This window comes from Flavobacterium sp. BFFFF1 (assembly GCF_002256285.1).
Classification (GTDB): Bacteria; Bacteroidota; Bacteroidia; order Flavobacteriales; family Flavobacteriaceae; genus Flavobacterium.
Genome location: NZ_NKJE01000005.1, coordinates 176,714 through 199,343, shown reverse-complemented (window position 1 = coordinate 199,343; position 22,630 = coordinate 176,714). Strand labels below are relative to the sequence as shown.

The window sequence follows — 22,630 nt, the reverse complement described above, 5'->3', positions numbered from 1 at the left end:
ATCTCTCATCACCGGCAACCAATCTCTCGCCACCGGCAACAAATCTTTCGCCACCGGCAACGAATCTTTCGCCACCGGCAACGAATCTCTAGCCACCGGCAACAAATCTCTCGTGTTGCGGTATGATTTTGTAAGATTCGGCAAAAAAGAAGTAGAATTTTTAGTTAAAATTTTAACGTTTAATTCGTTTTAAGCGTCTAAATTAGTTTTATTAGTGAAATATTTGTTAAATGTGATGTTTTTACGTAACAAAAAAGTAGGTTTTTTCGTCTTCGCTTTATAATCGGCGTAAGGCCAGACACTTAACAAATAACTTAAATTTTTTTAAATCATGAGAAAATCTCAAAACAGCAGGTTGAACATGTACAGGATGCTCACCGCAATCGAAAACACCCTCGATCCCACCGTAGCCGCAAAAATGCCAAAGTACAGCGACTACATGACCGGCCTCAAAACCACCGTCACCGCCATCGAGAAAACCGCCATCGAACAGGCACAACACAACGACAAGTCTTCCGGCGACAAAACCAGCGCCCGCACCGCCCTCGAAGACTTTATGCTCGAAACCGGCCGCAGCCTCCAGGCCTACGCCCACAACAACGAAAAGCAGAACGTCGCCGACGCGTTCCACTACGTCATCCACGACCTGCAGAAACTCCGCGAGAACGAACTCATCGCCGAAGCCGGAAAACTGCTCGACACCATCACGCTGCTCGAACCCGACCTCACCGACTATGGCATCGACAAAACCACCGCCACCGAACTCGAGACACTGCGCGACAACTTCCACAACCTGCTCCTGCAGCCACAGGAAAACCGCGTCCTCGGCGCCGATGCCACCAAAAAGATGAACGGCCTCTTTGCACTCGCCGACAAACACGTGAAAAGTCTCGACAAGCTGTTCGAAATGCTGCGCAGCAAACACATCGACCACTACACCAACTACCGCAACCGCCGCGTCATCGTCAAACTGGCCTCCCACCCATACCAGGTCATCGGTACAGTCACCAACGCCGCAGGCGAACCGCTAAAAGGCATCAAAGTACGCGTGGAAGCCACTGCCAAACCGATACAGACCGGCCCCACCGGCAGGTTCTTCCTGCGCTCCCTCGCAGAAGGCGTCCAAAACCTGACCCTCAGCGGCAGCGGCTACAAAGACCAGGTCATTACCGTCGCCGTAACACGCGGCATCAGGTGCACCCCAAAAGTCGAGATGCGCGAAAGCTGACACTACTGCCCACACCCCCAACTCCCCGAAACACCGGCTCCTAAAGTCGGTGTTTTTTATTTAACGAGGCGCAAGCGAAACGCGACAATCGCAACCGCAACACGTCCTCCCCACCGCTCCATTGTAGAGCGACCGGGGGTGAGGAAAACTGCCCACTGCGACTTTCGACTTTTGACTTTGTTCTTTCGCCGTTCGACTTTCGACTTTGGACTTTGGACTTTCGCCTTTCGACTTTCGACTCGCCCCCACGATATCGTTATCGCAAAAAAACCACCCCCCCTAACACAACATTTTACCGGAAATTACGATTTTTGCAGGCGAGAAAAAAACAGTTTGCCCCATGAAGCTTACCCGCACACTCCTTTTGGCCTGTATTGCCCTTAGCGCACTGAACGTTGCCGCCCAGACCAAAGACACCATCATCACCATCGAGAAAAAGGTGCTCGTCAAGATCCCGGATTCCGTGTCGCCGTGGCAGCACAAGAACTCCATCGGGTTTGACCTCAGCGAAATTGCGTTCGTCAACTGGAGCGCGGGAGGGACCAGCTCCGTGTCCGGCCTTGTCAGGGGCAACTTCACCCGCATCTACTCCAAAGGCAATTTCAAATGGGGCAATGAGCTCATCGTGCGCTATGGCGTCAACAAGCAGGACGGCATCGAGCTGCGCAAAACCGACGATGCATTCCAGTTCTCCTCGACCGCAGGCTACCGCAGGGACTCGACATCCAACTGGTACCACTCGGCCAAATTCAACTTCAACACCCAGTTCACAAACGGGTACAACTACCCCAATACCGAAGTCGCAATCTCGAAACCCTTTGCCCCGGCGTATACGTTCCTGGGTGTCGGTGCCGAGTATTCCAATAAGGAAAAGAAAATCAATTTGTACATTTCGCCGCTCACGCTGAAGAACACCCTCGTGCTCGACCAGCGCCTCGCCGACCAAGGTGCGTTTGGAGTCTCCAAGGCCATCTTTGACGATGTGACGGGCGAACGCCTGAAAAAAGGAAAGCAGGCCAAGACCGAATTGGGTTTCCTGTTCACCAGCCACTTTAAGAAAGAAATCTTCAAGAACATCACGTTTGAGAACCGCCTGACCCTGTATTCCGATTACATCAACAAGTTCGGGAACATCGACGTCGACTGGCAGACACAGCTCGACCTTGTTGTGAACCAATACGTGAGGGCCAACATCGGCTTCAACCTGATCTATGACGACGACATCAAGGCCAAAGAGGAAAAAGACGGCGAGCAAATCACCGTCGGCCCGAAAATACAATTGAAGCAGGTACTCGGAATTGGATTGGTGTATAACTTTTAGCTGACAGCTGATAGCTGACAGCTAATAGCCAATAGCTGGCAGCTCCCTACACGCGCTTCGTCCCATTAATCGTCTCAAACAACTCCAGCGCATTGCCATCCGTCAGTAAAGACACAAAGTGGCAGATGTGCAGCAGCCGCGCATACAGGTCTTCTTTTTCCTCCAGGAATTTTTCCGGCAGCATTTTCAGGATCAGCTTGTCGTAATTCGAGCAGTTGTTTGCCGCTTTGTTGTTGAACGCGGTGATGAACTTATCGAGCAGCGTCTGGATGATCTGGTACCCGACGAGTTCCTTCTCAATCACTTCGCGGCTTTGGTAAATGTTCTTTACACTGAGTTTGATGATGTCATCCATCTGGGCTTTGTACTTGCTTTTATCCGTCAGCGCCTGGTGGAAATCGCCCGCCAATATCGCTTCCTCATTTTCCACAAATACGTTGACAGCATCGCTGATCAGGCTGCCGATGGCGAGCGCCCTCAGGTAGCTGATGCGGTCTTCCTTGGTCGTCAGCGCGTTGTATTTGACAGTATCGATGTTGTCCTTGACGAGTTTGATCAGGTATTCCAACGCATAATCTTCCGACACGAGGCCGAGGTTGATGCCGTCCTCAAAATCGATAATCGTGTAGCAGATGTCATCGGCGGCTTCAACGAGGAACGCGAGCGGATGCCTTTGAAACCCGATGTCACCGCCGGATTTGTTTGGAATCATGCCCAATTCTGTGGCCACTTCCTTAAAAAAATCCTTATCCGACTGGAAGAAGCCGTATTTCTTGTCCGAGATGTTTGGTGTGGGTTTCTTCGGAAGGCTTTCCTTGGGGTATTTCATAAACGCACCAAGCGTCGCATACGAAATCCGGAGTCCGCCTTCAATGCCGGGGCGGCTCGCTGTCAATACCGAAAAGCCATTCGCATTGCCCTCAAAGTCGACGAGGTCCTGCCATTGCTTTGCAGTGAGTTGGTCCTTAAACACCTGCCCTTTCCCAATCGAGAAATATTCGCCAATCGCTTTCTCACCCGAATGCCCAAACGGCGGGTTCCCGATGTCGTGCGCCAACGAAGCGGCAGCAACAATCGCCCCAAAGTCATTCATATGGAAACCATGCACTTCTGCCAGGTACGGATATTTCTCAATGATCTGCTTGCCGACAAGCCTGCCCAGCGACCGCCCAACGACAGACACCTCAAGGCTGTGCGTGAGGCGCGTGTGCACGAAGTCGGTTTTAGACAATGGAATCACCTGCGTCTTGTCCTGCAGGCTTCGGAATGCAGCCGAGAAGATAATCCGGTCATAATCGACCTCAAAGCCGAGGCGCGTATCGCGTTCTTCCCTGCGGAGGCGTTTGCCTTTGTCGCCCTGTTTCTTTAATGATAAAAGTTGTTCCCAGTTCATGATGGTTATTTGTCCAAAAATAATTAATTAAAATTCTTTTTTGACCAAATTTCGCGTGGCGTCCCAAATGATTTTAGAATGACGGCTGTAACGGTGGGTTTGGGCACTCTTGGGGGTAGGATTCACGACGGCCCGAATTCCAAAGTGAAGTGAATCGTTTAGATCTTACTGAGGTCTCCCAGCGATCTGATTGATGGGATCAAACATTGGTTTTCATCGTAAGCCTTTAAAACAGGAAAACTGTAAGAGATCCCTAAATCGAAATCAGAAGGAAAGTCGTCGTACTGGTCCAGTAAAATATATCCCGTAAAATCAGACAGTTCCCTGATATCGAAAAATTCAATCAGATTTTTTGTGGTCGTTTCTTTTGCCACCAATACAATGGTGACGTGGTCACTAATGGATTTGAAGTAATCCAGGTAATTGTTAATGGCTTTGCAGTCCGGACAATCCGTAGTAAAATAGATGAAGACCGTCTTTTTGCCGTAAGGTACGTTGTCATTGGTAAAAGACGCGTTATTGGTCATTGCATACTCAAATGAGGGGAGTTCATTGGAAACATAGCACCTGTCGAATGTGAAATAACCGATGCAAACAATTAAGACCAGCACAATGGCTTTGACAATTTTCTTCAGGGGTTTATTTCTTGGCATAAGTCATTACATTAAATAAAACGCAGGATGATGCGTCGAAATCAGGAGTCGGCTCTTTCCTGCATTTGTTTACAAACACGGCATTCTTAAAATGGCCGTTAAGCGCTTTCAACCCGCAATCGTAGGCGTATTTCACGAGATCATAGTTTCCGTTTTCATTTTTTTCATACCTGATGTAGCTGGATTCATTCAGGATCTGGAAATTCAGGATTTCGTCATGCAGGGCCAGGTTCCTTTTGTAGTTTTGGCCGGGACTGATTTGGGCACTGAATTCATAAACGCCCAGATCCTCCTTGTCGATCATGATGTAGCCGGAATAAGGATAACTTTTGTTGCTTTTTTGAGGCGTAAATGACACTTTATACAGCCCGTCATCCTCGGATATCGTATAGACAAACTCATCCCTATACCTGGCCACATACAGCAACTCGAGACTGTTTATGGGACTGTTGGCATGGGTAAAATTGTTGTTGAAACTGACTTTAAAGTGATCGAGGTCAAAAACCGGAATGTTATTTTCCAGGGTGAAATGGGAGATGATTTGATGTTCCTGCTCGATGAAACACCCTTTCCCTTTGACAAAACAAAGCCTGTTGTTCATAAAGAGCAGGGTGTCGCTGCGGGTGCTCAGTACATTAAACGTGTGGATGTATTTCGGGAAGTTTATGTTTTTCAAACTGGTAGCATGGGCATAAACCTGATCTAAAATATCCTGGATATTCCTTTTTAAAACGACTACTTCAGTGAGTTGGGTCGTGCCTATCTTTCTTAGAAAGATCTGATCTGCGTTTAATTGCCTGAGGTTAATAATGGTGTCATAATAATCCTCTTTGACGACCGTGACGCTGTCGCTGATTGTATTGGGAAGCGTGACGCTGCCATGCGCGTCAGATGTGGCGATTGCTTTTGCATTGGCGTAAAACAACACATGGGGCAACGGCGCGTGATCGCCTTTATCCAGCACCTGGATCAGTGTTTTTTGGGCGTAGGTGTTGCTGACAACCAGCAATGCAAAAAAAAGTAATGATTTAAATAGGGTTCTCTTCATTTGTCTGTTTGCTGTTTTTAGGGTGGCGTTTTTCTAAACACCACCCTATAATGCTATTCCCAAAACCATTGCCATCTGTTGCCTTCGCTGCACTTTCTTGTTTGCAGTTCGTAAATTGGGTTTAGGTTTTGGTCGTAGCCAGTTTGCACAAGCACCTGGTAGGTACCGGAAATAATCGTCACAAATCCGAGGTTGAGCGACCGGCATTCTGCGAATGAGGTGCCCAGCATTAAAAATGCCAATAGTGTGAAAACTGCTTTCTTCATTTTGTCAAAGTATTAAATTGTTAGTAAACTATGTGGAACTAATGTAATACCGTTAAAGCAATCTATTTTACGGGTTTTTCCGTAAATTCAGACACCTTACAACAGCCCCAGGCTTTTTGCTACAAGGATTATTTCCGTGTCCTTGCCATCTTTTATATTCAGGAAATCCCTGATGATTGCCTTCCTTTTCTCGACGGTACTTTCAGAAATCTTGAGAGCATGCGCGATATCCTTTATCGTAAAGCGCTCGGAAATCATCAAAAGTATTTTCCTGTTGATCTCATCTTTGCAGAAGTTTTGCAGGTTTAGCGTCCGGATGGCGTTCCTGGCCGTTTCACTAAAATATTCCTCGCCATTAATCACATTTTCAAAAGCCAGTGTAAATCCTTTAAAATCAATGTCCGTTTTTACCATAAGGCTTTCTGGGCGCAGGGTTTCATAGACATTGAACAAGACTATGGGCTCCCCGTGCATGGTCAGGACGACTAATTTTACTGCCGGGTGTGTCTCGCGTATCAGCTTCCCCAATGCCAGTCCATTGTCAATTCTCTTTTCCCTGAAAGGAGGCATGCTGATGTCGAGAAGGATGATGTCGAATCGTTTGGGCGCTATTTCGTCGAAAATGATCTGATACGCATTTTCAATCGAATACGAGGTGAAGATTTCAATATCTGTTTTTATGGTCTGAAGCAGAATGGTCCTGTATCCCTCAATGATAAGTGGATGGTCATCAACCAATAAGATTCGGATGGGCATCATATTCGTTCGGGGGACAGTCAATTTCAAAGTAATTGAATGCAAATTCCCAATTATTTGGCAACTTTTGGTTGTTTAGCGGGGATATTTATGACGGCAGACCGTTTTAAAATCTTTATCAGGCACATGATGTATATTTTAAAAACATCGCTGCCCTAATTTTGGGTCTTATGGGTTTATCTGCACAAAATGCTGCCGCCCAATTCCTTTAGGCTTGATAAAAAGAATCCCTGGGCCCTTTAGGAATTAGTCTGCGCTGGCATTGATTGGATTTGCCCTCACAAATTGGGTAGCCGCGTTTGCATAAATGGAGCTGCTGCCAGTGCTTCATGGTATTGGTTTTCAAACTCGGCTTTGGCGGTTTTTAGGTCCTGTTCACCCACCACATAGGTATGCGAAAAGCGATCGTGCCAGCCGCGGCACCAGGCACCCAGAAAGGAGAAAGCCTCAAATGGGATCAGCCTGAGAAATGTTCGTGTCAGGATGTTTTGCAGCGGAGGTCTGTCACCATAATCGTCTACGACGACCTAGCAAGGAATTTTCCGGGGCTCTTCCCGAACAGGCCCTCAAAAAAAGGCAGTACCCAAAATAATAAATCCATGCGATGATGCCCGGAAAGCCGCGGCTGTGCCCTGTCGGGTCGGCGGCATTGGATTCGTAAACAGCAATACCATTGTGAGTGGGCACGAATACCATAATAAGTACAAACGGAATGAAGTACAGAATAAAATTATCGACGAAGAAATGCACCATTCGGTTCCGGTGCACGGCATACATGTATTGGGTCGCATAAAATTGCACCTGCCTATTCCTTCAGATTCGACAGGAAAAAGTCCCGTGACTTCTTCGGGTACCAGCCCGCGCTGGCATCGCTTGGATTCGCGATCACAGATTTGATGTTGACTTCGTCACCGACCTTGAATTTGCCGGCTTCGGTGTATTTGTAGTCGAGCAGGTATTCCCCGCAGAAGTAGTTCCCGAATTCGTCTTTTTCTATGAGTCCGGTGTAGACCCCTTTTTTTGGTTTGTCCATGGTTTTATTTCTATGTTCGTTAATCATTGTTCTTGACTCAAAATACTCTTTATCATGTTGAATGATAAACTTTGAGTTTAGGGAATCGCCTTAGCCCCGATTGCAGCGGTTATCCTTTTTCCTGCTCCTTTAGCAGGGAAAAGATAGTAGCGGAAAGCGGGAACAGCTTCAAAAAAACAAAACAGCCGCATTTAATGCACTGGCAAATGTATTTAAAAAGTTTATAACCTTTTCGCCCAGTTTTTCGGCGTGCGTGAAGTATGAAATATACCAATATTCGTGATACTGTCCCCTTTTATCATATAATGTATCCCGTAAGGAAATCTGGCGATATATTTTATCCTAATCGATTTATATTTCTTTTGGAAAGAATCAGGGCTTCTGATTATCTCATCTATTCCAGCTTCGAAACACAATTCAAAATCATAAGACAATCCCTTTCTTTGTTCTTCATACCAGAAAAGAATGTCTTCTACATCCCACAGTGCTTCCTTGATAAAATGAACCTGATACATTATCTTTTCTGCCTCAGATAGTTCTTAACCTCATCCCAGGTATACAATTGCGATTTTCCATTGTCAAGTCTCTCAAGCCTTTGTTCCAATTCCTGCTGTGTTTCCTCAGTCACTGCCAGGTCCTTTTTAGAAACACTGTCCCACAATTGCTCAGCGAGTACAATTTTTTCGGCGTCACTGTATCCTGATAAATCTTTGGTTTCCATTTTTTTCTTTTAAAAATATAACATTTTTAATAAAACAAAACAGCCGCCTTGACGACAGCTGTTTCAAATATACAATTAAAGTCTAAAATCCTGTTTAATTTCAAATTAGGAATTTCAATTCGTAATTATTAATTGTTAATTATTAATTATTACGATCCGCACATCTCACAATCATCCGGCTCCGAGCTTTTCGCACGCTCAATCATCGCGCGAAATTCATCCGCATTGATCGCTTCGACCTCAACGGCGGGCGCAGCTACTTCCTGTTTCAACATTGGTGCCGGTTCCTGTACGGACGGAATGGTTTCTTCTTTCTTGTCGTTGTTCAGCGTAAACTTGATCGCATCTACCGCCGATTTGGTCCTGAGGTAATACATTCCCGTTTTCAATCCCGATTGCCAGGCGTAGAAGTGCATGGAGGTCAGTTTCGCATAATTCGCATCCTGCATAAACAGGTTCAGCGATTGCGACTGGTCAATAAAGTACCCTCTGTGGCGCGACATGTCGATGATGTCTTTCATAGACATTTCCCAAACGGTTTTGTACAGATCCTTTAAGTCCTGCGGAATACGCTCGATGTTTTGTACCGATCCATTGTGGCGCATGATTTCCTGTTTCAGATCTTCGTTCCACAAGCCACGGCTTACAAGGTCTTCCAACAAATGTTTGTTCACGACGATGAACTCGCCTGACAATACGCGGCGGGTATAGATATTTGAAGTATACGGTTCAAATGCTTCGTTGTTTCCTAAGATTTGAGAAGTCGATGCCGTTGGCATTGGCGCTACCAGCAACGAGTTGCGTACGCCATGTTCCATTACTTCTTTTCTTAATGAAGCCCAATCCCAACGACCGGACAACTCTTCGTCCTTCAGTCCCCAAAGGTTGTATTGGAATTCGCCTTTGGAAATCGGTGAGCCTTCAAAAGTGGAGTATGGTCCGTCTTCTTTCGCAGCTTCCATCGATGCGGTTACGGCGGCGAAGTATAACGTCTCGAAAATTTCCTGGTTTAATGCTTTGGCTTCATCCGATGTAAACGGCATGCGCAGCATGATAAACGCATCCGCCAATCCCTGCACACCCAATCCTACCGGACGGTGGCGCATGTTTGAATTTTCTGCTTCAGGCACCGGATAATAGTTGCGGTCAATAACCTTGTTCAGGTTTTTCGTCACGCGTTTAGTTACCGTGTATAACAAATCGTGGTTGAATTTACCGTCTTCGATAAACATGGGAAGGGAAAGCGACGCGAGGTTGCATACCGCAATTTCATCTTTGGAGGTGTACTCCATGATCTCGGTACACAGGTTTGACGAACGGATGGTTCCCAGATTCTTCTGGTTCGATTTGCGGTTTGCCGCATCCTTATACAGCATGTATGGCGTTCCGGTCTCGATTTGTGATTCGAGGATTTTCTCCCACAATTCACGCGCCTTGATGGTTTTGCGTCCTTTGTTCTGCTCTTCGTAAGAGATGTATAGTTTCTCGAATTCCTCGCCGTATACATCATACAGTCCAGGGCATTCATTCGGGCACATCAAGGTCCAATATGAATCTTCCTGCACGCGTTTCATGAACAAATCCGAAGTCCACATCGCGAAGAACAAATCACGCGCGCGCATTTCTTCTTTTCCGGTATTCTTCTTCAGATCCAGGAAATCAAAGATGTCGGCATGCCAGGTTTCGATGTAAATCGCAAAACTTCCCTTGCGTTTTCCGCCACCCTGGTCTACGTAGCGTGCGGTGTCGTTAAACACTTTCAGCATCGGTACGATCCCGTTTGAAGTTCCATTTGTACCACGGATATACGATCCCGTTGCCCTTACGTTGTGGATAGAAAGTCCGATACCGCCGGCAGACTGCGAAATTTTGGCAGTTTGTTTCAGCGTATCGTAAATGCCATCAATACTGTCATCCTGCATCGCCAAAAGGAAGCACGAAGACATTTGTGGCTTTGGCGTTCCGGCGTTGAACAAGGTCGGGGTAGCATGGGTGAAGAATTTCTTGGACATCAAATCGTAGGTCTCAATCACCGACTGCAGGTCATCGAGGTGAATCCCCACGGAAACACGCATCAGCATGTGCTGCGGGCGTTCTACGATTTTGCCATTTATCTTGAGCAGGTAAGAACGCTCCAGCGTCTTAAACCCGAAATAGTCATAATTAAAGTCACGGTTGTAAATCACATGCGAATCCAGGAATTCTGCATTCTTCTGGATCACTTCATGCACTTCTTCTGAAAGCAGTGGCGACGCCATCCCGGTTCTTGGGTTCACGTAGTGATACATCTCGTTCATCGTTTCCGAGAAGGATTTCTTCGTATTGGAATGCAGGTTTGAAATGGCAATCCGGGCGGCCAATTGCGCATAATCAGGGTGCGCGATGGTCATGGACGCGGCGGTTTCGGCTGCAAGATTGTCGAGTTCTGAAGTGGATACGCCATCGTATAAACCTTCGATGACACGCATGGCCACTTTCACCGGATCGACCAAATGGTTTAATCCGTAACACAATTTCTTGATGCGTTCGGTAATCTTGTCGAACATTACCGGCTCTTTCTTGCCGTCTCTTTTTACTACATACATAAGCTTTCTGTTTTGTGAATCAGGGAATCCCTTCCCTGGGTTCGGGTTATTTGTAATTTTTAGCTGTTAGCTGTTAGCTGTCAGGCGTCAGCCATCAGCCATTAGCTTGAATTATGTGAATTTTAGCCTGAATACGACACAACAAAATACATCAACGGGCACTGCATAAGTTGAACGCTGATGGCTTGAGGGGCTGATAGCTGTTTAAAAATCGGCGTCGAAACTAATCTTTTGTGCGTCAACATCGTTACCACTGCCGCTGTTTAACACGCCGGCTTTCTGGTATTCCGATACTTTCTTTTCAAAGAAATTCGTTTTCCCCTGTAATGAGATCATGTCCATGAAATCAAATGGGTTCGAAGTATTGTATTCCCGTTTGCAACCGAGTTCCACCAGCAGGCGGTCGGTAACAAATTCGAGGTATTGTGTCATTAAATTGGCATTCATCCCGATAAGGCTTACCGGAAGCGATTCGGTGATGAATTCGCGTTCGATGTTCAACGCATCTACGATAATTTCGCGGATACGGGCTTTTGGTACTTTATTCACCAGATGGTGGTTGTGTAAGTGCACTGCAAAATCACAGTGAACGCCTTCGTCACGGGAAATCAATTCGTTAGAGAAGGTAAGACCTGGCATCAAGCCGCGTTTTTTCAGCCAGTAAATGGAGCAGAACGCACCGGAAAAGAAAATTCCCTCTACGGCAGCAAACGCAATCAGCCTTTCCGCGAATGATTCCGATTCAATCCATTTCAATGCCCAGTCTGCCTTCTTCCTGATGGCAGGAAACACTTCCAATGCATTAAAAAGATCGTCTTTCTCGGCCTCGTCTTTTACATAAGTATCAATCAACAGGGAATAGGTTTCGCTGTGGATGTTTTCCATCATGATCTGGAAGCCATAAAAGAATTTGGCTTCAGCATATTGCACTTCACTGACGAAATTCTCGGCGAGGTTTTCGTTCACGATGCCATCAGAAGCTGCGAAAAAAGCGAGGATGTGCTTGATGAAATATTTCTCATCAGCGTTCAGTTTGTTGTTCCAATCGTTTAAGTCCTGTGACAGGTCAATTTCCTCGGCAGTCCAGAAGCTGGCTTCCATTTTTTTATACCATTCCCAGATATCGTGGTGTTTGATCGGAAAAATTACAAATCGGTTCTTGTTTTCCTGTAAGATTGGTTCTGGCCTCAACATAATTTGTTAACTTTTGAGTATTAAAAGGGGGTTTTGATCCTGCGTTCGGAGTGATACAAAGATTGTCATTTCGCACGGTTTATGAAAGCCAAAAAAAGCCAAACTTATCCACAATAACGCTGAGTTTTTAACAAAGTGTGTGTTTGCTCAGGAATAACTTATAATTTACAATTTACTGGATAACAGCGGTTTAAAATTAGTGTTTTGACGCCAAGTCCCATAGAATAAAGGAATTCCACCCCACGCCAAATTGAATGTTGAAAGTAAAAAGGGAGAATTATTTCTTAAGCTCTGAAGCGACTTTTTCAAGCTCCATATACCAGTCTTCGCCGAACCTTCTGATGAGCGCTTCCTTTACGAATTTATACACGGGGACTTCGAGTTCGGCACCTAACGCACAAGCCGGATCGCAAATGTCCCAGCGGTCGTAATTCACTGCGGCGAATTCCGTAAAATCCTTCACGCGGATGGGGTATAAATGGCACGACACGGGTTTTTTCCAATCCACAATTCCCTGGTTATACGCCTGCTCAATGCCGCAAAGCGCAGTTTTTCCATCGAAAATCACATACGCACAATCCTTATTGTCAATTAAAGGGGTTTCGAGGTCATTATCCGTTCCGACAATCCAGGTGCCCTGCGCTTCAATAGCGGCAATACCTTCCTTGCGCAGGAACGGTTTTACCTTTGGATAAATCTCCTCGAGGATTTTTGTTTCTTCTTTGCTTAAAGGGGCGCCTGCGTCACCGTCGACACAACAGCCGCCCTGGCATGCGGAAAGATTGCATACGAAGTCATTTTGTAAAATCTCTTCTGAAACGATGGTTTTGCCTAATTGAAACATGCGGCAAATATACGGCACCAAATTGGATTTGGAATTGGGCGTAGCCGAATTGTGGGGTTCGACGTGAAAAATTTCAGCGTTCAGCCCCAGCCTAATGTGAAATAATTAATTTTTTTACTGATTTATTTCCGTCGGCATCTGTCAGATGTATAAAATATACCCCTGACAAATAAGCCGAGACATCGACACCTTTAATGTTGGCCGCTTTTACGCCGCCGATGCTTTTCCCTGACAAGTCAAATATAGACGCATCTGTAATCGCATTCCCTTTAATCTCAAGATTTACAAATGAAGATGCGGGGTTAGGGTAAACGCTACATTCGTCTGCATTAATAAAGTCTGTAGCCAATTGGCTTTGGATACTATATACCGAACTTCGAGATATTGGAAAAATACCGGACTCACTAATTTCGCCAATAAATTTATCTTCGAGTCCCTCGATATGACTGAATTTTAGGTAATATAAATCCGGGAAAGTCTGCAACACGGTTCCACCTTCTGTAACAAGCTTACTTTCATATGCGATTACTGCACCATTATCAATAAACTTTTTACTCCCGAAAATAAAGTCAACTTGTGGGGAATTATTAAAAGTAGTTTCCGAAATGAATGTAATTCCCGTCGGGCTAAATCCTTCAGTAATCGGCAATGCGATATCTTTCCAAAAGGAATAATCGCTATTGTATATCGTAAGAAAGTTGCCATTCATCCTGAAATATTTCTCTCCTGACAAGGCTAATGCTACCCTTTGTATTCCAGGGGTAAAGGTAATTTCAGGGGTTAAATCCGGCAAACTGTATATCGTAGTACTGTAAGTGCTGGATGTAAAATTATTTAATACTTCAAATTTCGTTTCATAACCCTGCAACATACTGAACCAGAACGATCCCGAATTGGGTATCGTAATCAATGTCGACGACTCATTTACAACACGGCTATTTTGTTCAACCACAACCGGGGCTTCGTAAAGCAGGTAACTATAAGCTATCTCAAGTTGAGGATCGGCGTTAAACTTTGTTTCAGACACGAGGTAGTACGTGCCATACTCGAAATTATCCGGTTTAGGACAATTAATGGTTTTCCAAGGTGTATGGTCTGCGTTGAACAAATTTGCGGTACTTGTGTTATTGTCGAAATAGACATACTTCTCTCCTGAGTTTTCGAGATTTATGCGATGCAATTGTTTTGAAGGATATGTATGTTCTAAATTAAAACCCGGCAAAGAATACACCTGTTCGGAATCTCCGTAAGGCATAAACATCTTCGGGGCTAGTCCATCCGTCTGGTCTACATTTATAGTGAAATTGCCGCTGTAAAGTACTGTACCATCGGCAGCCAATACTTGTGAAACATATGTGAAATCAGCGGTGAGATATTCCACTGTTATTTCTATCTGACTGTCTGAATTAAATACGTCCGAAGACACATTGCCAATCTGTAAGTATTGAAAGCCCGGCGCAAGATTCAGTTCAATGGTCATCCAATCGCTATGGTCTGCATTGAAAAATTTTACACGCCCGTTATTACTATCAATAAGGTAATATTTTTCTCCGATCCCAGGGAAATTAACCCTTGTGACCACGCCTTCTTCATAGAGGTGTTCTTCGATAAGTTGAGCGTTCGCAAGGAATCCAAACAACAACAGGACAATCAGCGTAATTTTTTTCACAGGATATGTTCTTTATACTTTCCAAATGTATCAATATTAACGCAATTTTAGCTTCTATACGACTTAAAAGCAATAATTTTGCCGCATAAAACCACACTATGAACTTCGATATCAGGCAAATAATTACGGTCACCATGGTGCTCTTCGCCGTGATCGACATCGTTGGCTCGATACCCATCATTGTGGACCTTCGGAAAAAGCATGGCCGCATTGAATCGGAAAAAGCATCTTTGGTCGCTGCGTTTATCATGATCGTGTTTCTATTTGTCGGCGAAGAACTCCTGAACCTGATTGGGATTGACGTCAATTCATTTGCAGTTGCCGGTGCGTTTGTCTTGTTCTTCCTGGCGTTGGAAATGATTCTCGGCATTCGGATTTACAAAGACGAGGAGTCGGGTTCCGCTTCGATCGTACCACTCGCCTTTCCGCTGATCGCCGGCGCGGGAACCATGACTACGCTGTTGTCGTTGCGTGCGCAGTTTCACACGGTGAACATCATCATCGCTATCGTCATCAATATTGTATTGGTTTATTTCGTTTTACGCGTCTCAGGGCGGATAGAAAAACTACTCGGAAAAAATGGCCTGGGCGTCATCCGGAAGGCATTTGGCGTGGTATTGCTTGCGATTGCTGTTAAATTATTTGCTTCCAATGTTAAAGCTTTATTTGCCTAATTAATTTTTTATTACTTTCGATAAAAATTATCTAAAATAAAATGAAAATTTTCACCACTATACTAATTTTTTTCGCGTTGGCATTGATTGTCTTCAATATTACCATGTTGAACTTCAACAATTTATTTGAAGGCGACAGTCTTGTGGCACTGATTGGAATTCTTGCATCGTTTTGTGCTGTGTTCATTTTGATGATTTTCAGAATGTCGAAAATGATTGAGCAAAAATCAAAAAACCAATAATTTCATGTACGATGTGCTGATCATTGGCGGTGGCGTTTCAGGCGTGTCCTGCGCCCTTGTTTTAGGTTCAGCGGTCAACAAGCCATACGGTTCCGGTAAGAAAATCGGAATTTTTACCCACCAAAAAACCTCAAACCTTCAGGAAGCATTGTTCAATAATGCTTACGGCATTGCGCCCGGGACTACCGGAGCCGATTTGCTCATCAGCAGCCTGAGCCAGCTTTCAGCATTGTATCCTCATGTGCGTCAGCTTCCCAACGAAAAGGTAACGGCAGTATCAGGACAGTTTCCAGAATTTACGGTAATCACCAACAAAAGTTCCTACAAAACCAAATCGGTAGTAGTGGCCATTGGCTGGGTAAATACCTTTGCGATTGACGGTCTAATGGATTTTGTCGAGCCCCATAAAAAGGCCATTCCTGAGAAAAACCGGATTCAATTAAAGAATGTCGACCATAAAGTATCGGAAGGATTGTTCGTAACCGGAACACTTGCCGGATGGAGAAGCCAGCTTGCGATTGCCGCGGGAAGTGGTGCCGCAGTAGCCACCGACATCCTTACCGAATGGAACGACGGCAATCAGAGCCAATCCCACGACAGCATCAGGAAGTAGCGGGCTTGTTCAGTATCGATTTTATCATGGCATCGTGTGCCAATGTAATTTCAAAGTATTTTTGCTCACCAAATAACTGCTGCGCGAACTCGGCGACAATATACCTTTTCACCAATTCCTTAGCGTGATCCAAGCGTACATTTACGCCGTTGTCTACAAGGTATTTTTGGAAATTAGCATAATACACATCACTGCCATTCATGTATTTCAGGAAGCCTTCATAAGACATGCCTTTAAACTGCGAGCGGTTTTTCTCGAGTTGCTCAAAAACAAAATACCCCACAACACCGGACTGCATCATATAGCCCAGGCTTTCATCTCCATGTTCGGTTTCAAGCGGCACAAACACGTCAGGCACAATGCCGCCGCCGCCATAGACAATCTTTCCTTTGGGCGTTTTAAATTTAAGCGTGTCTGCTATCTTAATGCTGTCTTTTTTATATAGTTCGCCACTTTCAAAGCGTCGGTCAAAGTCCTTATAGTATTCGTCTTTGCCTTTTTTATATGATTTCTGGATGGAGCGGCCGGTGGGTGTATAGTAGCGTGCGACGGTTAAACGCACTGCCGAGCCATCATCAAAACCCATTTCCCGCTGTACAAGCCCTTTCCCGAATGTCCTTCTGCCTACAATGGTTCCGCGGTCATTGTCCTGTATCGCTCCTGCGAAGATCTCGCTTGCAGACGCCGAGTTCTCGTTGACCAGCACATAAAGGTTGCCACTTTCAAAATCGCCTTTGGTAGAAGCAAAAGTCTTTTCTACCTTGCCTTTCTTGCTTTTAGTAAAAACAATGAGCCTGCCTTTAGACAGGAATTCGTCAGCGATTTCAACTGCTTTTTCGAGATAGCCGCCGCCATTGTCACGGACATCGACAATCATGTTCTTCGCGCCGGCTTTCTTCAGCTGCATCAATCCTTTATGGAATTCATCATACGTCGTTTCGGCAAACCTATTGATCTTGATGTAACCCGTAGATTTATCAATCATCAACGCCACATCGACACTTTTTATCGGCACGACGTCTCGTTTTACATTGACTTCAAAACGCCTTTTTTCGCTTTTGCGATAAATGGTAAGCTTTACTTCTGAACCGGCTTCCCCTTTGAGTTTGGAAAACAAATCTTCGGTTGAAAGTTTCCTGCCGAAAAGCTTGTCTTTTCCTGCATAAAGTATCCGGTCTCCCGCGATGATTCCGGCTTTCGCAGATGGACCATCAGGCATGGGCTTGATAATCGATACCGTGTCGTTGTACATATAGAAATTCACTCCGATTCCGACGAAATCCCCTTTCATGCTTTGCGATACTTCTTCCATTTCGTTCTTGGCGATGTAGACAGAATGGGGATCTAGTTTATCCAGGATGTTATTGACGGTGAGGTCGACAATAGAATCGGTATTGACGTCGTCGACATACTCTGTTTCTATAAAATCAATAAGCCGGTTGAGTTTGTTTTTGTGGTTGTTTGCGGTAACACTTTCCCTATCGATGGGAATATTCAGCAAAGTGCCAAGCACCATCCCTAAAGCGAGCGTCGTAAAGATCAGTATGGGTAAATAATGTCTGTCTTTTTTCATTTGATTTATTCAGGAAGGTGGGTAACTTCGACGCCGGCTTTGAGTAAAAACTGTATTCCTGAATCGTCCCGGTAACCGTTCGCATAAACGACCCGCTTGATTCCGGATTGATGGATCAGCTTACTGCATTCCTTACAAGGAGAGAGTGTAATATACAAAGTAGCCCCTTCGCAGGATTGTGTGGACCGCGCTACTTTCAGGATTGCGTTGGCTTCCGCATGCAGCACATACCATTGTGTCAGGCCTTCATCATCTTCGCAGCAATTATCGAAACCGCTCGGCGTACCATTATACCCATCGGAAATAATCATCCGGTCCTTGACAATAATTGCACCCACACGTTTGCGCCGGCAATAAGACAAATCGCCCCATTCCTTCGCAATACGAAGGTAAGCCTGGTCATATCTGTTCCTTTTTTCGATGCTCATATTACGGCAAAAGTACTTTATTTTTTATTGTCGCGAAAGTAAACGAATTTCTTTCGAATTACCGTTTCCTGTTGTTAATGTTTGCCCCATAGCCAATGGTTAACGATCATAGGCAGCACGACGCCGGTAACAAAGGACGCCATGACCAGGGTCCAGTCGCGGCGTGAAAATCTGAAGAATGTCTGAACAACGTATGACACAATAAGTACGATCAACACCACGATGATTTGGGCAGACTCGATTCCGAGTGCAAATTCCAGCAGCGGCAGCAGTTTGTCCGATGCTTTTCCCGGAAGCAGGTCTTTGAAATAATTCGAAAATCCGAGTCCATGAATGATTCCGAAAAACAGGGTAATAAATCCAATGATACTGATGCTTTCCGTTTTCGACGACTTGCCAGCGGTAAAAAGATGGAACAAGGCAGTAACCAGTATGGTAATTGGGATCAGGAATTCCACCAGATCTGGTTTGACGGTTATCATGCCGTAAACCGAAAGAATGAGCGCCAGCGTGTGTCCGAGGGTAAAAAAACTGACGAGTATCAAGACCCTTTTCCAGTCTTTAAATGCATAGGGGACGGTCAGCGCAATAAGAAATAAAACATGGTCGTAGGCATTGATATCAAGCACATGCCGCAATCCAATCTGAAAATAATTCCAAAATTCGGACATCATAGGTTATTGTTTTAGGGTGTCCAAACATACAATTATTTTCGAAAAAAGGGGTGTCATTTTAAGGCGATTGTTGTTCAAATTGGGTAAAATCTTTGCAATTAACTTTAATTAAAAACGAAATAGAATTATATTTGCAGAAAACTAAACCAAAAATAATTATGTCATTTTCAGATTTATTTGATAGCGAATTTAAAACAAGGAACAAAGGACATTTTTCAGCGATTGTGCGCGTGGCATTGGCCGATGGCATTATAGCCCCTGAAGAAAAATCATTTTTGGATAAACTTGCGGGAAGATTGGAAATTACCAACGAGGAGTATGAGGAAATCCTTGAAAATCCGTTGAAGTACCCGATCAATCCGCCGTATTTGTATTCCCACAGGCTGGAGCGCCTGTATGATTTGGCCCGTATGGTTCACGTAGACCATCATTTAGGAGATAAACAAGATGTGCTGCTTCGGAAGTTTGCATTGGCGTTAGGTTTTACACCCGGAAATGCCGACCACATCGTAAACAAGGCATTGTCTCTTATCGATCAAAAAGTAGATTCAGATACTTTTATGTATGAGATGGAGCATATGAACAAATAATTAACAATTAACAATTAATAATTGATAGTTAATAATTGTCTCACATATCCGATATAAATCCTGTCATTTTAAAATCTGACAGGATTTTTTCATTATAATTCTTTGAACGCATACACAATATCCCCTACTGTTTTAATTATTAATTGTTAATTATCAATCCCCATAAACTCCTCTGCTTTTTCCACCATATTATAGCTTCCGCAGAAAAATGGCACGCGCTGGTGCAATTCAGTTGGCTGAATTTCCATAATGCGCCCAAAACCGTCTGAAGCTTTTCCGCCGGCCTGCTCTGCAATAAACGCCATCGGATTGCATTCATACATTAGCCTTAGTTTCCCTTTTGGTGCTTTGGAGCTGGTTGGGTAAATGTAGATTCCGCCTTTGATGATATTTCTATGTATATCCGAAACCAGGCTTCCGATATACCGTGAGGTATAAGGACGGTCCCCTTCCTCAAGCTGGCAATATTTAATGTAATTCTTTACGCCTTGCGGGAAATGTACATAGTTCCCTTCGTTGATTGAATAGATGTTCCCGTCTTTTGGAAACTGCATATTCGGATGCGAAAGGTAGAAAGTACCAATCGCGGGATTCAGCGTGAAACCGTTTACACCATGCCCAGTCGTATAAACAAGCATTGTCGATGTTCCATAAATCACATAGCCTGCGGCCACCTGTGCCGTACCCGGCTGCAGAAAATCTTCAAGCTTTACAGGCGTCCCAATTGGTGTAATCCTTCGGAAAACCGAGAAAATCGTCCCCACCGACACATTCACATCAATATTGGAAGAGCCGTCAAGCGGGTCCATCAATACAACATATTTATTGTTGTGTCCATTGTCCATTCCGCAGACCGTAATAAAATCGTCACTTTCTTCCGAAGCGATGCCACATACAATTTCCCGGTTAATCAGGGTCTGGATAAATGTATCATTCGCATACACGTCGAGTTTTTGCTGGTCTTCGCCCTGGATGTTCTGCTCCCCTGCGGCGCCTACGATGTCCACCAATCCAGCTTTGTTGACCTTGTAGTTGACGACTTTCGCCGCCAGCCTGATGGAGTTGATGATTTTTGATAATTCCCCTGAAGAATATTGATGGGCTTTTTGATTTTCAATGATGAATTCCCCTAAAGTTTTGTTGCGTTCTTCCATTACGAAATCGTTGTAGTTAGTTTGCAGCAAAAATATCTGTTTTTTTGTGAAATCGGGATGATTTTGGGAAGATAGTTTTCGGGATTTGTATATTTGTTTCCCATAACGACAAATCGCTAGCCCCGATAGAGCCGATATCCTTTGCGAGGCACGAGCAAAGATAAAGGCGAAAGCGGGAATTAGCTCCTCAAAAAAATGATACGAAAAGGACTCAGAGAAGACATGCCATCGGTTTTAGAACTGATAAAGGAACTTGCGGTTTTTGAAAAAGAACCCGACGCGGTTGTGGTTACCGTAGCCGATTTGGAGCGCGATGGTTTTGGGGAAAATCCGTTGTTCCAGACTTTGGTCGCCGAGGAAAACGGAAAGATCGTGGGGATGGCGCTGTATTATTACCGTTATTCGACATGGAAAGGCCGTACGATTCACCTCGAAGACCTTATTGTGACGGAGTCAATGCGCGGTTCAGGCCTGGGTTTTAAATTATATGCCGAAATAATTGCGCAGGGCAAAAGAGATGGCGTGCGCAGGATCGAATGGAATGTGCTGGACTGGAATACGCCGGCGATAGATTTTTATGAAAAGTCGGGTGCACGAATTTTACCCGATTGGTGTGTGGTGAATATGAATCAGGAAGGAATTGAAGCGTTTCTTTCAAATCTTTAAATCTTTCAATTTTAAATCTTTTAACTAACAGGATGAGAATATTCAAATTTGGCGGTGCGTCGGTAAAAGATGCTGCCGGTGTACGGAACGTGTATGACGTATTGCAGAAAGTGGGTTATGAAGACGTGTTGCTCGTCGTATCGGCGATGGGAAAAACGACGAACGCGCTTGAAGTCGTCATCAGGAATTACTTTGACAAGTCGAAGGAATTGCAGGCATCTGTTCAGGAGGTGAAAAAATACCACAACCAGATTGTACTCGAGTTATTTGATGACGAAAAGCATGCCGTTTTCACAGACGTGAACAAGCTTTTTGGCGATCTGGAATACTTCCTGTCGCAAAACAAATCGCCGAATTACAATTTCGTGTACGACCAGATTGTGAGTATGGGCGAGTTGATTTCGACAACCATCCTCGCGCATTATATGAATTATATGGGCATTAAGACGAACTGGATCGATGTACGCAATTACATCAAAACCGACAACACCTACCGCGATGCCAATGTAGACTGGGAGTCGACGCAGAAAAACATTTCAAAAAACGTGAAGCGCAAAATCCTGAACATTACGCAGGGTTTCTTAGGCTCTGATGAAAACAACTTCACGACGACGTTAGGCCGGGAAGGTTCAGATTACACCGCTGCGATTTTTGCGTATTGCCTGAATGCGGAAAGTGTTACGATCTGGAAGGATGTGCCCGGCGTGATGAATGCCGATCCGAGGTATTTTGAAAATGCGTCGTTGCTGAACCAGATTTCATATCGTGAGGCGATTGAACTCGCGTTTTATGGCGCTACGGTCATTCACCCAAAAACCTTACAGCCACTGCAACGGAAAGAAATCCCGTTGTTTGTAAAATCGTTCCTGAATCCGGAACTTCCGGGAACGAGCGTCTCCAAAGGCGCCGATCTCGATCCGCAGCTTCCGTGTTTTATCGTAAAGAAGCAGCAGTTGCTGATTTCGTTGTCGTCTATCGATTTCTCTTTTATTATGGAGGAAAATATCAGTGAGATTTTTGCGCTGTTGCACCAATATAAGATGAAAGTAAGCCTGATTCAGAATTCGGCCATCAGTTTTTCAGTTTGTATTGAGGATAAATTTGGCAATTTCAGCGAATTGAAAACCGTGCTTTCAAAGAAATTCAAAGTGTCTTATAACGAAAATGTGTCGCTATATACCATTCGCCATTTTGACGAGAAAGCGGCAAAAATTGTCGAAAAGAACAAACAGGTCTTGCTCAAACAGATGAGCCGTGAAACGATGCAGATTGTGACGAAGGAAGTTAATTAGATGATGTGGAAAT

General features: G+C 44.7%; 24 protein-coding genes. 9 read left to right on the top strand and 15 right to left on the bottom strand.

What is annotated here, in order from left to right:
* The 3 genes from CFE23_RS05145 to CFE23_RS05135 form a co-directional block, all read left to right on the top strand.
* The coding region (locus tag CFE23_RS05145) for a hypothetical protein (protein WP_291085005.1) at positions 1-193 on the top strand (193 nt) is incomplete at its 5' end.
* A 138-nt stretch (positions 194-331) separates the two neighbouring features.
* Entirely contained in the window at positions 332-1,228 is an 897-nt protein-coding gene (locus tag CFE23_RS05140) for a carboxypeptidase-like regulatory domain-containing protein (RefSeq protein WP_291085002.1), read from the top strand.
* A gap of 340 nt (positions 1,229-1,568) precedes the next feature.
* Positions 1,569-2,549 (top strand): DUF3078 domain-containing protein, encoded by a 981-nt coding sequence (locus tag CFE23_RS05135; RefSeq protein ID WP_291085000.1) that lies wholly within the window; start codon positions 1,569-1,571, stop codon positions 2,547-2,549.
* A gap of 46 nt (positions 2,550-2,595) precedes the next feature.
* On the opposite strand, the gene CFE23_RS05130 is transcribed toward CFE23_RS05135, so the two are convergent.
* From CFE23_RS05130 to CFE23_RS05080, 11 genes are all read right to left on the bottom strand, one after another.
* On the bottom strand, positions 2,596-3,942 hold the full coding sequence (locus tag CFE23_RS05130) for a deoxyguanosinetriphosphate triphosphohydrolase (protein WP_291084997.1): 1,347 nt from the start codon (positions 3,940-3,942) through the stop codon (positions 2,596-2,598).
* A gap of 158 nt (positions 3,943-4,100) precedes the next feature.
* Positions 4,101-4,595: a hypothetical protein gene (locus CFE23_RS05125; RefSeq protein ID WP_291084994.1), complete on the bottom strand. Its 495-nt coding sequence runs from the start codon at positions 4,593-4,595 to the stop codon at positions 4,101-4,103.
* On the bottom strand, positions 4,582-5,643 hold the full coding sequence (locus tag CFE23_RS05120; RefSeq protein ID WP_291084991.1) for a hypothetical protein: 1,062 nt from the start codon (positions 5,641-5,643) through the stop codon (positions 4,582-4,584). Before CFE23_RS05120 ends, CFE23_RS05125 begins: the two co-directional genes overlap by 14 nt.
* 53 nt (positions 5,644-5,696) lie before the next feature.
* Positions 5,697-5,909 carry a hypothetical protein gene (locus CFE23_RS05115; RefSeq protein WP_291084988.1) on the bottom strand — a complete coding sequence of 71 codons (213 nt, stop codon included), beginning with the start codon at positions 5,907-5,909 and terminating at the stop codon, positions 5,697-5,699.
* A 96-nt stretch (positions 5,910-6,005) separates the two neighbouring features.
* Positions 6,006-6,668 (bottom strand): response regulator transcription factor, encoded by a 663-nt coding sequence (locus CFE23_RS05110; RefSeq protein ID WP_291084985.1) that lies wholly within the window; start codon positions 6,666-6,668, stop codon positions 6,006-6,008.
* Positions 6,669-7,470: 802 nt separating this feature from the next.
* Entirely contained in the window at positions 7,471-7,698 is a 228-nt protein-coding gene (locus CFE23_RS05105) for a hypothetical protein (protein ID WP_291084982.1), read from the bottom strand.
* 514 nt (positions 7,699-8,212) lie between these two features.
* Positions 8,213-8,419, bottom strand: a complete 207-nt coding sequence (locus tag CFE23_RS05100) for an addiction module protein (RefSeq protein WP_291084979.1) — start codon at positions 8,417-8,419, stop codon at positions 8,213-8,215.
* A 149-nt stretch (positions 8,420-8,568) separates the two neighbouring features.
* Complete coding sequence (locus CFE23_RS05095) at positions 8,569-11,004, bottom strand: ribonucleoside-diphosphate reductase subunit alpha (protein WP_291084976.1); 2,436 nt, start codon at positions 11,002-11,004, stop codon at positions 8,569-8,571.
* Between the two features lie 204 nt (positions 11,005-11,208).
* Positions 11,209-12,198: a ribonucleotide-diphosphate reductase subunit beta gene (locus tag CFE23_RS05090; RefSeq protein WP_291084973.1), complete on the bottom strand. Its 990-nt coding sequence runs from the start codon at positions 12,196-12,198 to the stop codon at positions 11,209-11,211.
* Between the two features lie 277 nt (positions 12,199-12,475).
* Positions 12,476-13,042 (bottom strand): DUF3109 family protein, encoded by a 567-nt coding sequence (locus CFE23_RS05085; RefSeq protein WP_291084971.1) that lies wholly within the window; start codon positions 13,040-13,042, stop codon positions 12,476-12,478.
* Between the two features lie 91 nt (positions 13,043-13,133).
* Positions 13,134-14,711 (bottom strand): T9SS type A sorting domain-containing protein, encoded by a 1,578-nt coding sequence (locus tag CFE23_RS05080; protein ID WP_291084968.1) that lies wholly within the window; start codon positions 14,709-14,711, stop codon positions 13,134-13,136.
* Between the two features lie 98 nt (positions 14,712-14,809).
* Here CFE23_RS05080 and CFE23_RS05075 point away from each other — a divergent pair, with 98 nt between their 5' ends.
* From CFE23_RS05075 to CFE23_RS05065, 3 genes are read left to right on the top strand one after another with little or no spacing between them, the layout of a single operon-like run.
* Positions 14,810-15,385: a MarC family protein gene (locus CFE23_RS05075; RefSeq protein ID WP_291084965.1), complete on the top strand. Its 576-nt coding sequence runs from the start codon at positions 14,810-14,812 to the stop codon at positions 15,383-15,385.
* Between the two features lie 41 nt (positions 15,386-15,426).
* Entirely contained in the window at positions 15,427-15,627 is a 201-nt protein-coding gene (locus tag CFE23_RS05070; protein ID WP_291084962.1) for a hypothetical protein, read from the top strand.
* Between the two features lie 4 nt (positions 15,628-15,631).
* Entirely contained in the window at positions 15,632-16,240 is a 609-nt protein-coding gene (locus CFE23_RS05065) for an FAD-dependent oxidoreductase (protein ID WP_291085030.1), read from the top strand.
* Here CFE23_RS05065 and CFE23_RS05060 read toward each other — a convergent pair.
* The 3 genes from CFE23_RS05060 to CFE23_RS05050 all read right to left on the bottom strand — a co-directional run bounded on the left by CFE23_RS05060 (position 16,230) and on the right by CFE23_RS05050 (position 18,912).
* Positions 16,230-17,813 carry a S41 family peptidase gene (locus CFE23_RS05060; protein WP_291084959.1) on the bottom strand — a complete coding sequence of 528 codons (1,584 nt, stop codon included), beginning with the start codon at positions 17,811-17,813 and terminating at the stop codon, positions 16,230-16,232. The genes CFE23_RS05065 and CFE23_RS05060 overlap by 11 nt on opposite strands.
* Before the next feature lie 5 nt (positions 17,814-17,818).
* Complete coding sequence (locus CFE23_RS05055) at positions 17,819-18,241, bottom strand: dCMP deaminase family protein (RefSeq protein WP_291084956.1); 423 nt, start codon at positions 18,239-18,241, stop codon at positions 17,819-17,821.
* Positions 18,242-18,315: 74 nt separating this feature from the next.
* The gene (locus tag CFE23_RS05050) at positions 18,316-18,912 is read right to left on the bottom strand and encodes a HupE/UreJ family protein (protein WP_291085027.1); all 597 of its coding nucleotides are present in this window, start codon (positions 18,910-18,912) and stop codon (positions 18,316-18,318) included.
* Between the two features lie 161 nt (positions 18,913-19,073).
* On the opposite strand from CFE23_RS05050, the gene CFE23_RS05045 reads away from it, so the two are divergent.
* Positions 19,074-19,505, top strand: a complete 432-nt coding sequence (locus CFE23_RS05045; protein ID WP_291084953.1) for a TerB family tellurite resistance protein — start codon at positions 19,074-19,076, stop codon at positions 19,503-19,505.
* A 146-nt stretch (positions 19,506-19,651) separates the two neighbouring features.
* On the opposite strand, the gene fbp is transcribed toward CFE23_RS05045, so the two are convergent.
* Positions 19,652-20,659: a class 1 fructose-bisphosphatase gene (fbp, locus tag CFE23_RS05040; protein WP_291085024.1), complete on the bottom strand. Its 1,008-nt coding sequence runs from the start codon at positions 20,657-20,659 to the stop codon at positions 19,652-19,654.
* Positions 20,660-20,854: 195 nt separating this feature from the next.
* On the opposite strand from fbp, the gene CFE23_RS05035 reads away from it, so the two are divergent.
* Positions 20,855-21,325: a GNAT family N-acetyltransferase gene (locus CFE23_RS05035; protein WP_291084950.1), complete on the top strand. Its 471-nt coding sequence runs from the start codon at positions 20,855-20,857 to the stop codon at positions 21,323-21,325.
* A 32-nt stretch (positions 21,326-21,357) separates the two neighbouring features.
* Entirely contained in the window at positions 21,358-22,617 is a 1,260-nt protein-coding gene (locus tag CFE23_RS05030) for an aspartate kinase (RefSeq protein ID WP_291084947.1), read from the top strand.
* Positions 22,618-22,630 lie beyond the last annotated feature (13 nt).

Excerpts from the sequence above, each read along its gene's own strand:
- CFE23_RS05125 (WP_291084994.1), bottom strand. The coding sequence starts at position 4,595 with ATGCCAAGAAATAAACCCCTGAAGAAAATTGTCAAAGCCATTGTGCTG.
- CFE23_RS05050 (WP_291085027.1), bottom strand. The coding sequence starts at position 18,912 with ATGTCCGAATTTTGGAATTATTTTCAGATTGGATTGCGGCATGTGCTT.
- CFE23_RS05090 (WP_291084973.1), bottom strand. The coding sequence starts at position 12,198 with ATGTTGAGGCCAGAACCAATCTTACAGGAAAACAAGAACCGATTTGTA.
- CFE23_RS05030 (WP_291084947.1), top strand. The coding sequence starts at position 21,358 with ATGAGAATATTCAAATTTGGCGGTGCGTCGGTAAAAGATGCTGCCGGT.
- CFE23_RS05075 (WP_291084965.1), top strand. The coding sequence starts at position 14,810 with ATGAACTTCGATATCAGGCAAATAATTACGGTCACCATGGTGCTCTTC.
- CFE23_RS05140 (WP_291085002.1), top strand. The coding sequence starts at position 332 with ATGAGAAAATCTCAAAACAGCAGGTTGAACATGTACAGGATGCTCACC.
- CFE23_RS05110 (WP_291084985.1), bottom strand. The coding sequence starts at position 6,668 with ATGATGCCCATCCGAATCTTATTGGTTGATGACCATCCACTTATCATT.
- CFE23_RS05120 (WP_291084991.1), bottom strand. The coding sequence starts at position 5,643 with ATGAAGAGAACCCTATTTAAATCATTACTTTTTTTTGCATTGCTGGTT.
- CFE23_RS05095 (WP_291084976.1), bottom strand. The coding sequence starts at position 11,004 with ATGTATGTAGTAAAAAGAGACGGCAAGAAAGAGCCGGTAATGTTCGAC.
- CFE23_RS05045 (WP_291084953.1), top strand. The coding sequence starts at position 19,074 with ATGTCATTTTCAGATTTATTTGATAGCGAATTTAAAACAAGGAACAAA.
- CFE23_RS05115 (WP_291084988.1), bottom strand. The coding sequence starts at position 5,909 with ATGAAGAAAGCAGTTTTCACACTATTGGCATTTTTAATGCTGGGCACC.
- CFE23_RS05055 (WP_291084956.1), bottom strand. The coding sequence starts at position 18,241 with ATGAGCATCGAAAAAAGGAACAGATATGACCAGGCTTACCTTCGTATT.
- CFE23_RS05065 (WP_291085030.1), top strand. The coding sequence starts at position 15,632 with ATGTACGATGTGCTGATCATTGGCGGTGGCGTTTCAGGCGTGTCCTGC.
- CFE23_RS05100 (WP_291084979.1), bottom strand. The coding sequence starts at position 8,419 with ATGGAAACCAAAGATTTATCAGGATACAGTGACGCCGAAAAAATTGTA.
- CFE23_RS05105 (WP_291084982.1), bottom strand. The coding sequence starts at position 7,698 with ATGGACAAACCAAAAAAAGGGGTCTACACCGGACTCATAGAAAAAGAC.
- CFE23_RS05130 (WP_291084997.1), bottom strand. The coding sequence starts at position 3,942 with ATGAACTGGGAACAACTTTTATCATTAAAGAAACAGGGCGACAAAGGC.
- CFE23_RS05060 (WP_291084959.1), bottom strand. The coding sequence starts at position 17,813 with ATGAAAAAAGACAGACATTATTTACCCATACTGATCTTTACGACGCTC.
- fbp (WP_291085024.1), bottom strand. The coding sequence starts at position 20,659 with ATGGAAGAACGCAACAAAACTTTAGGGGAATTCATCATTGAAAATCAA.
- CFE23_RS05070 (WP_291084962.1), top strand. The coding sequence starts at position 15,427 with ATGAAAATTTTCACCACTATACTAATTTTTTTCGCGTTGGCATTGATT.
- CFE23_RS05135 (WP_291085000.1), top strand. The coding sequence starts at position 1,569 with ATGAAGCTTACCCGCACACTCCTTTTGGCCTGTATTGCCCTTAGCGCA.
- CFE23_RS05035 (WP_291084950.1), top strand. The coding sequence starts at position 20,855 with ATGATACGAAAAGGACTCAGAGAAGACATGCCATCGGTTTTAGAACTG.
- CFE23_RS05085 (WP_291084971.1), bottom strand. The coding sequence starts at position 13,042 with ATGTTTCAATTAGGCAAAACCATCGTTTCAGAAGAGATTTTACAAAAT.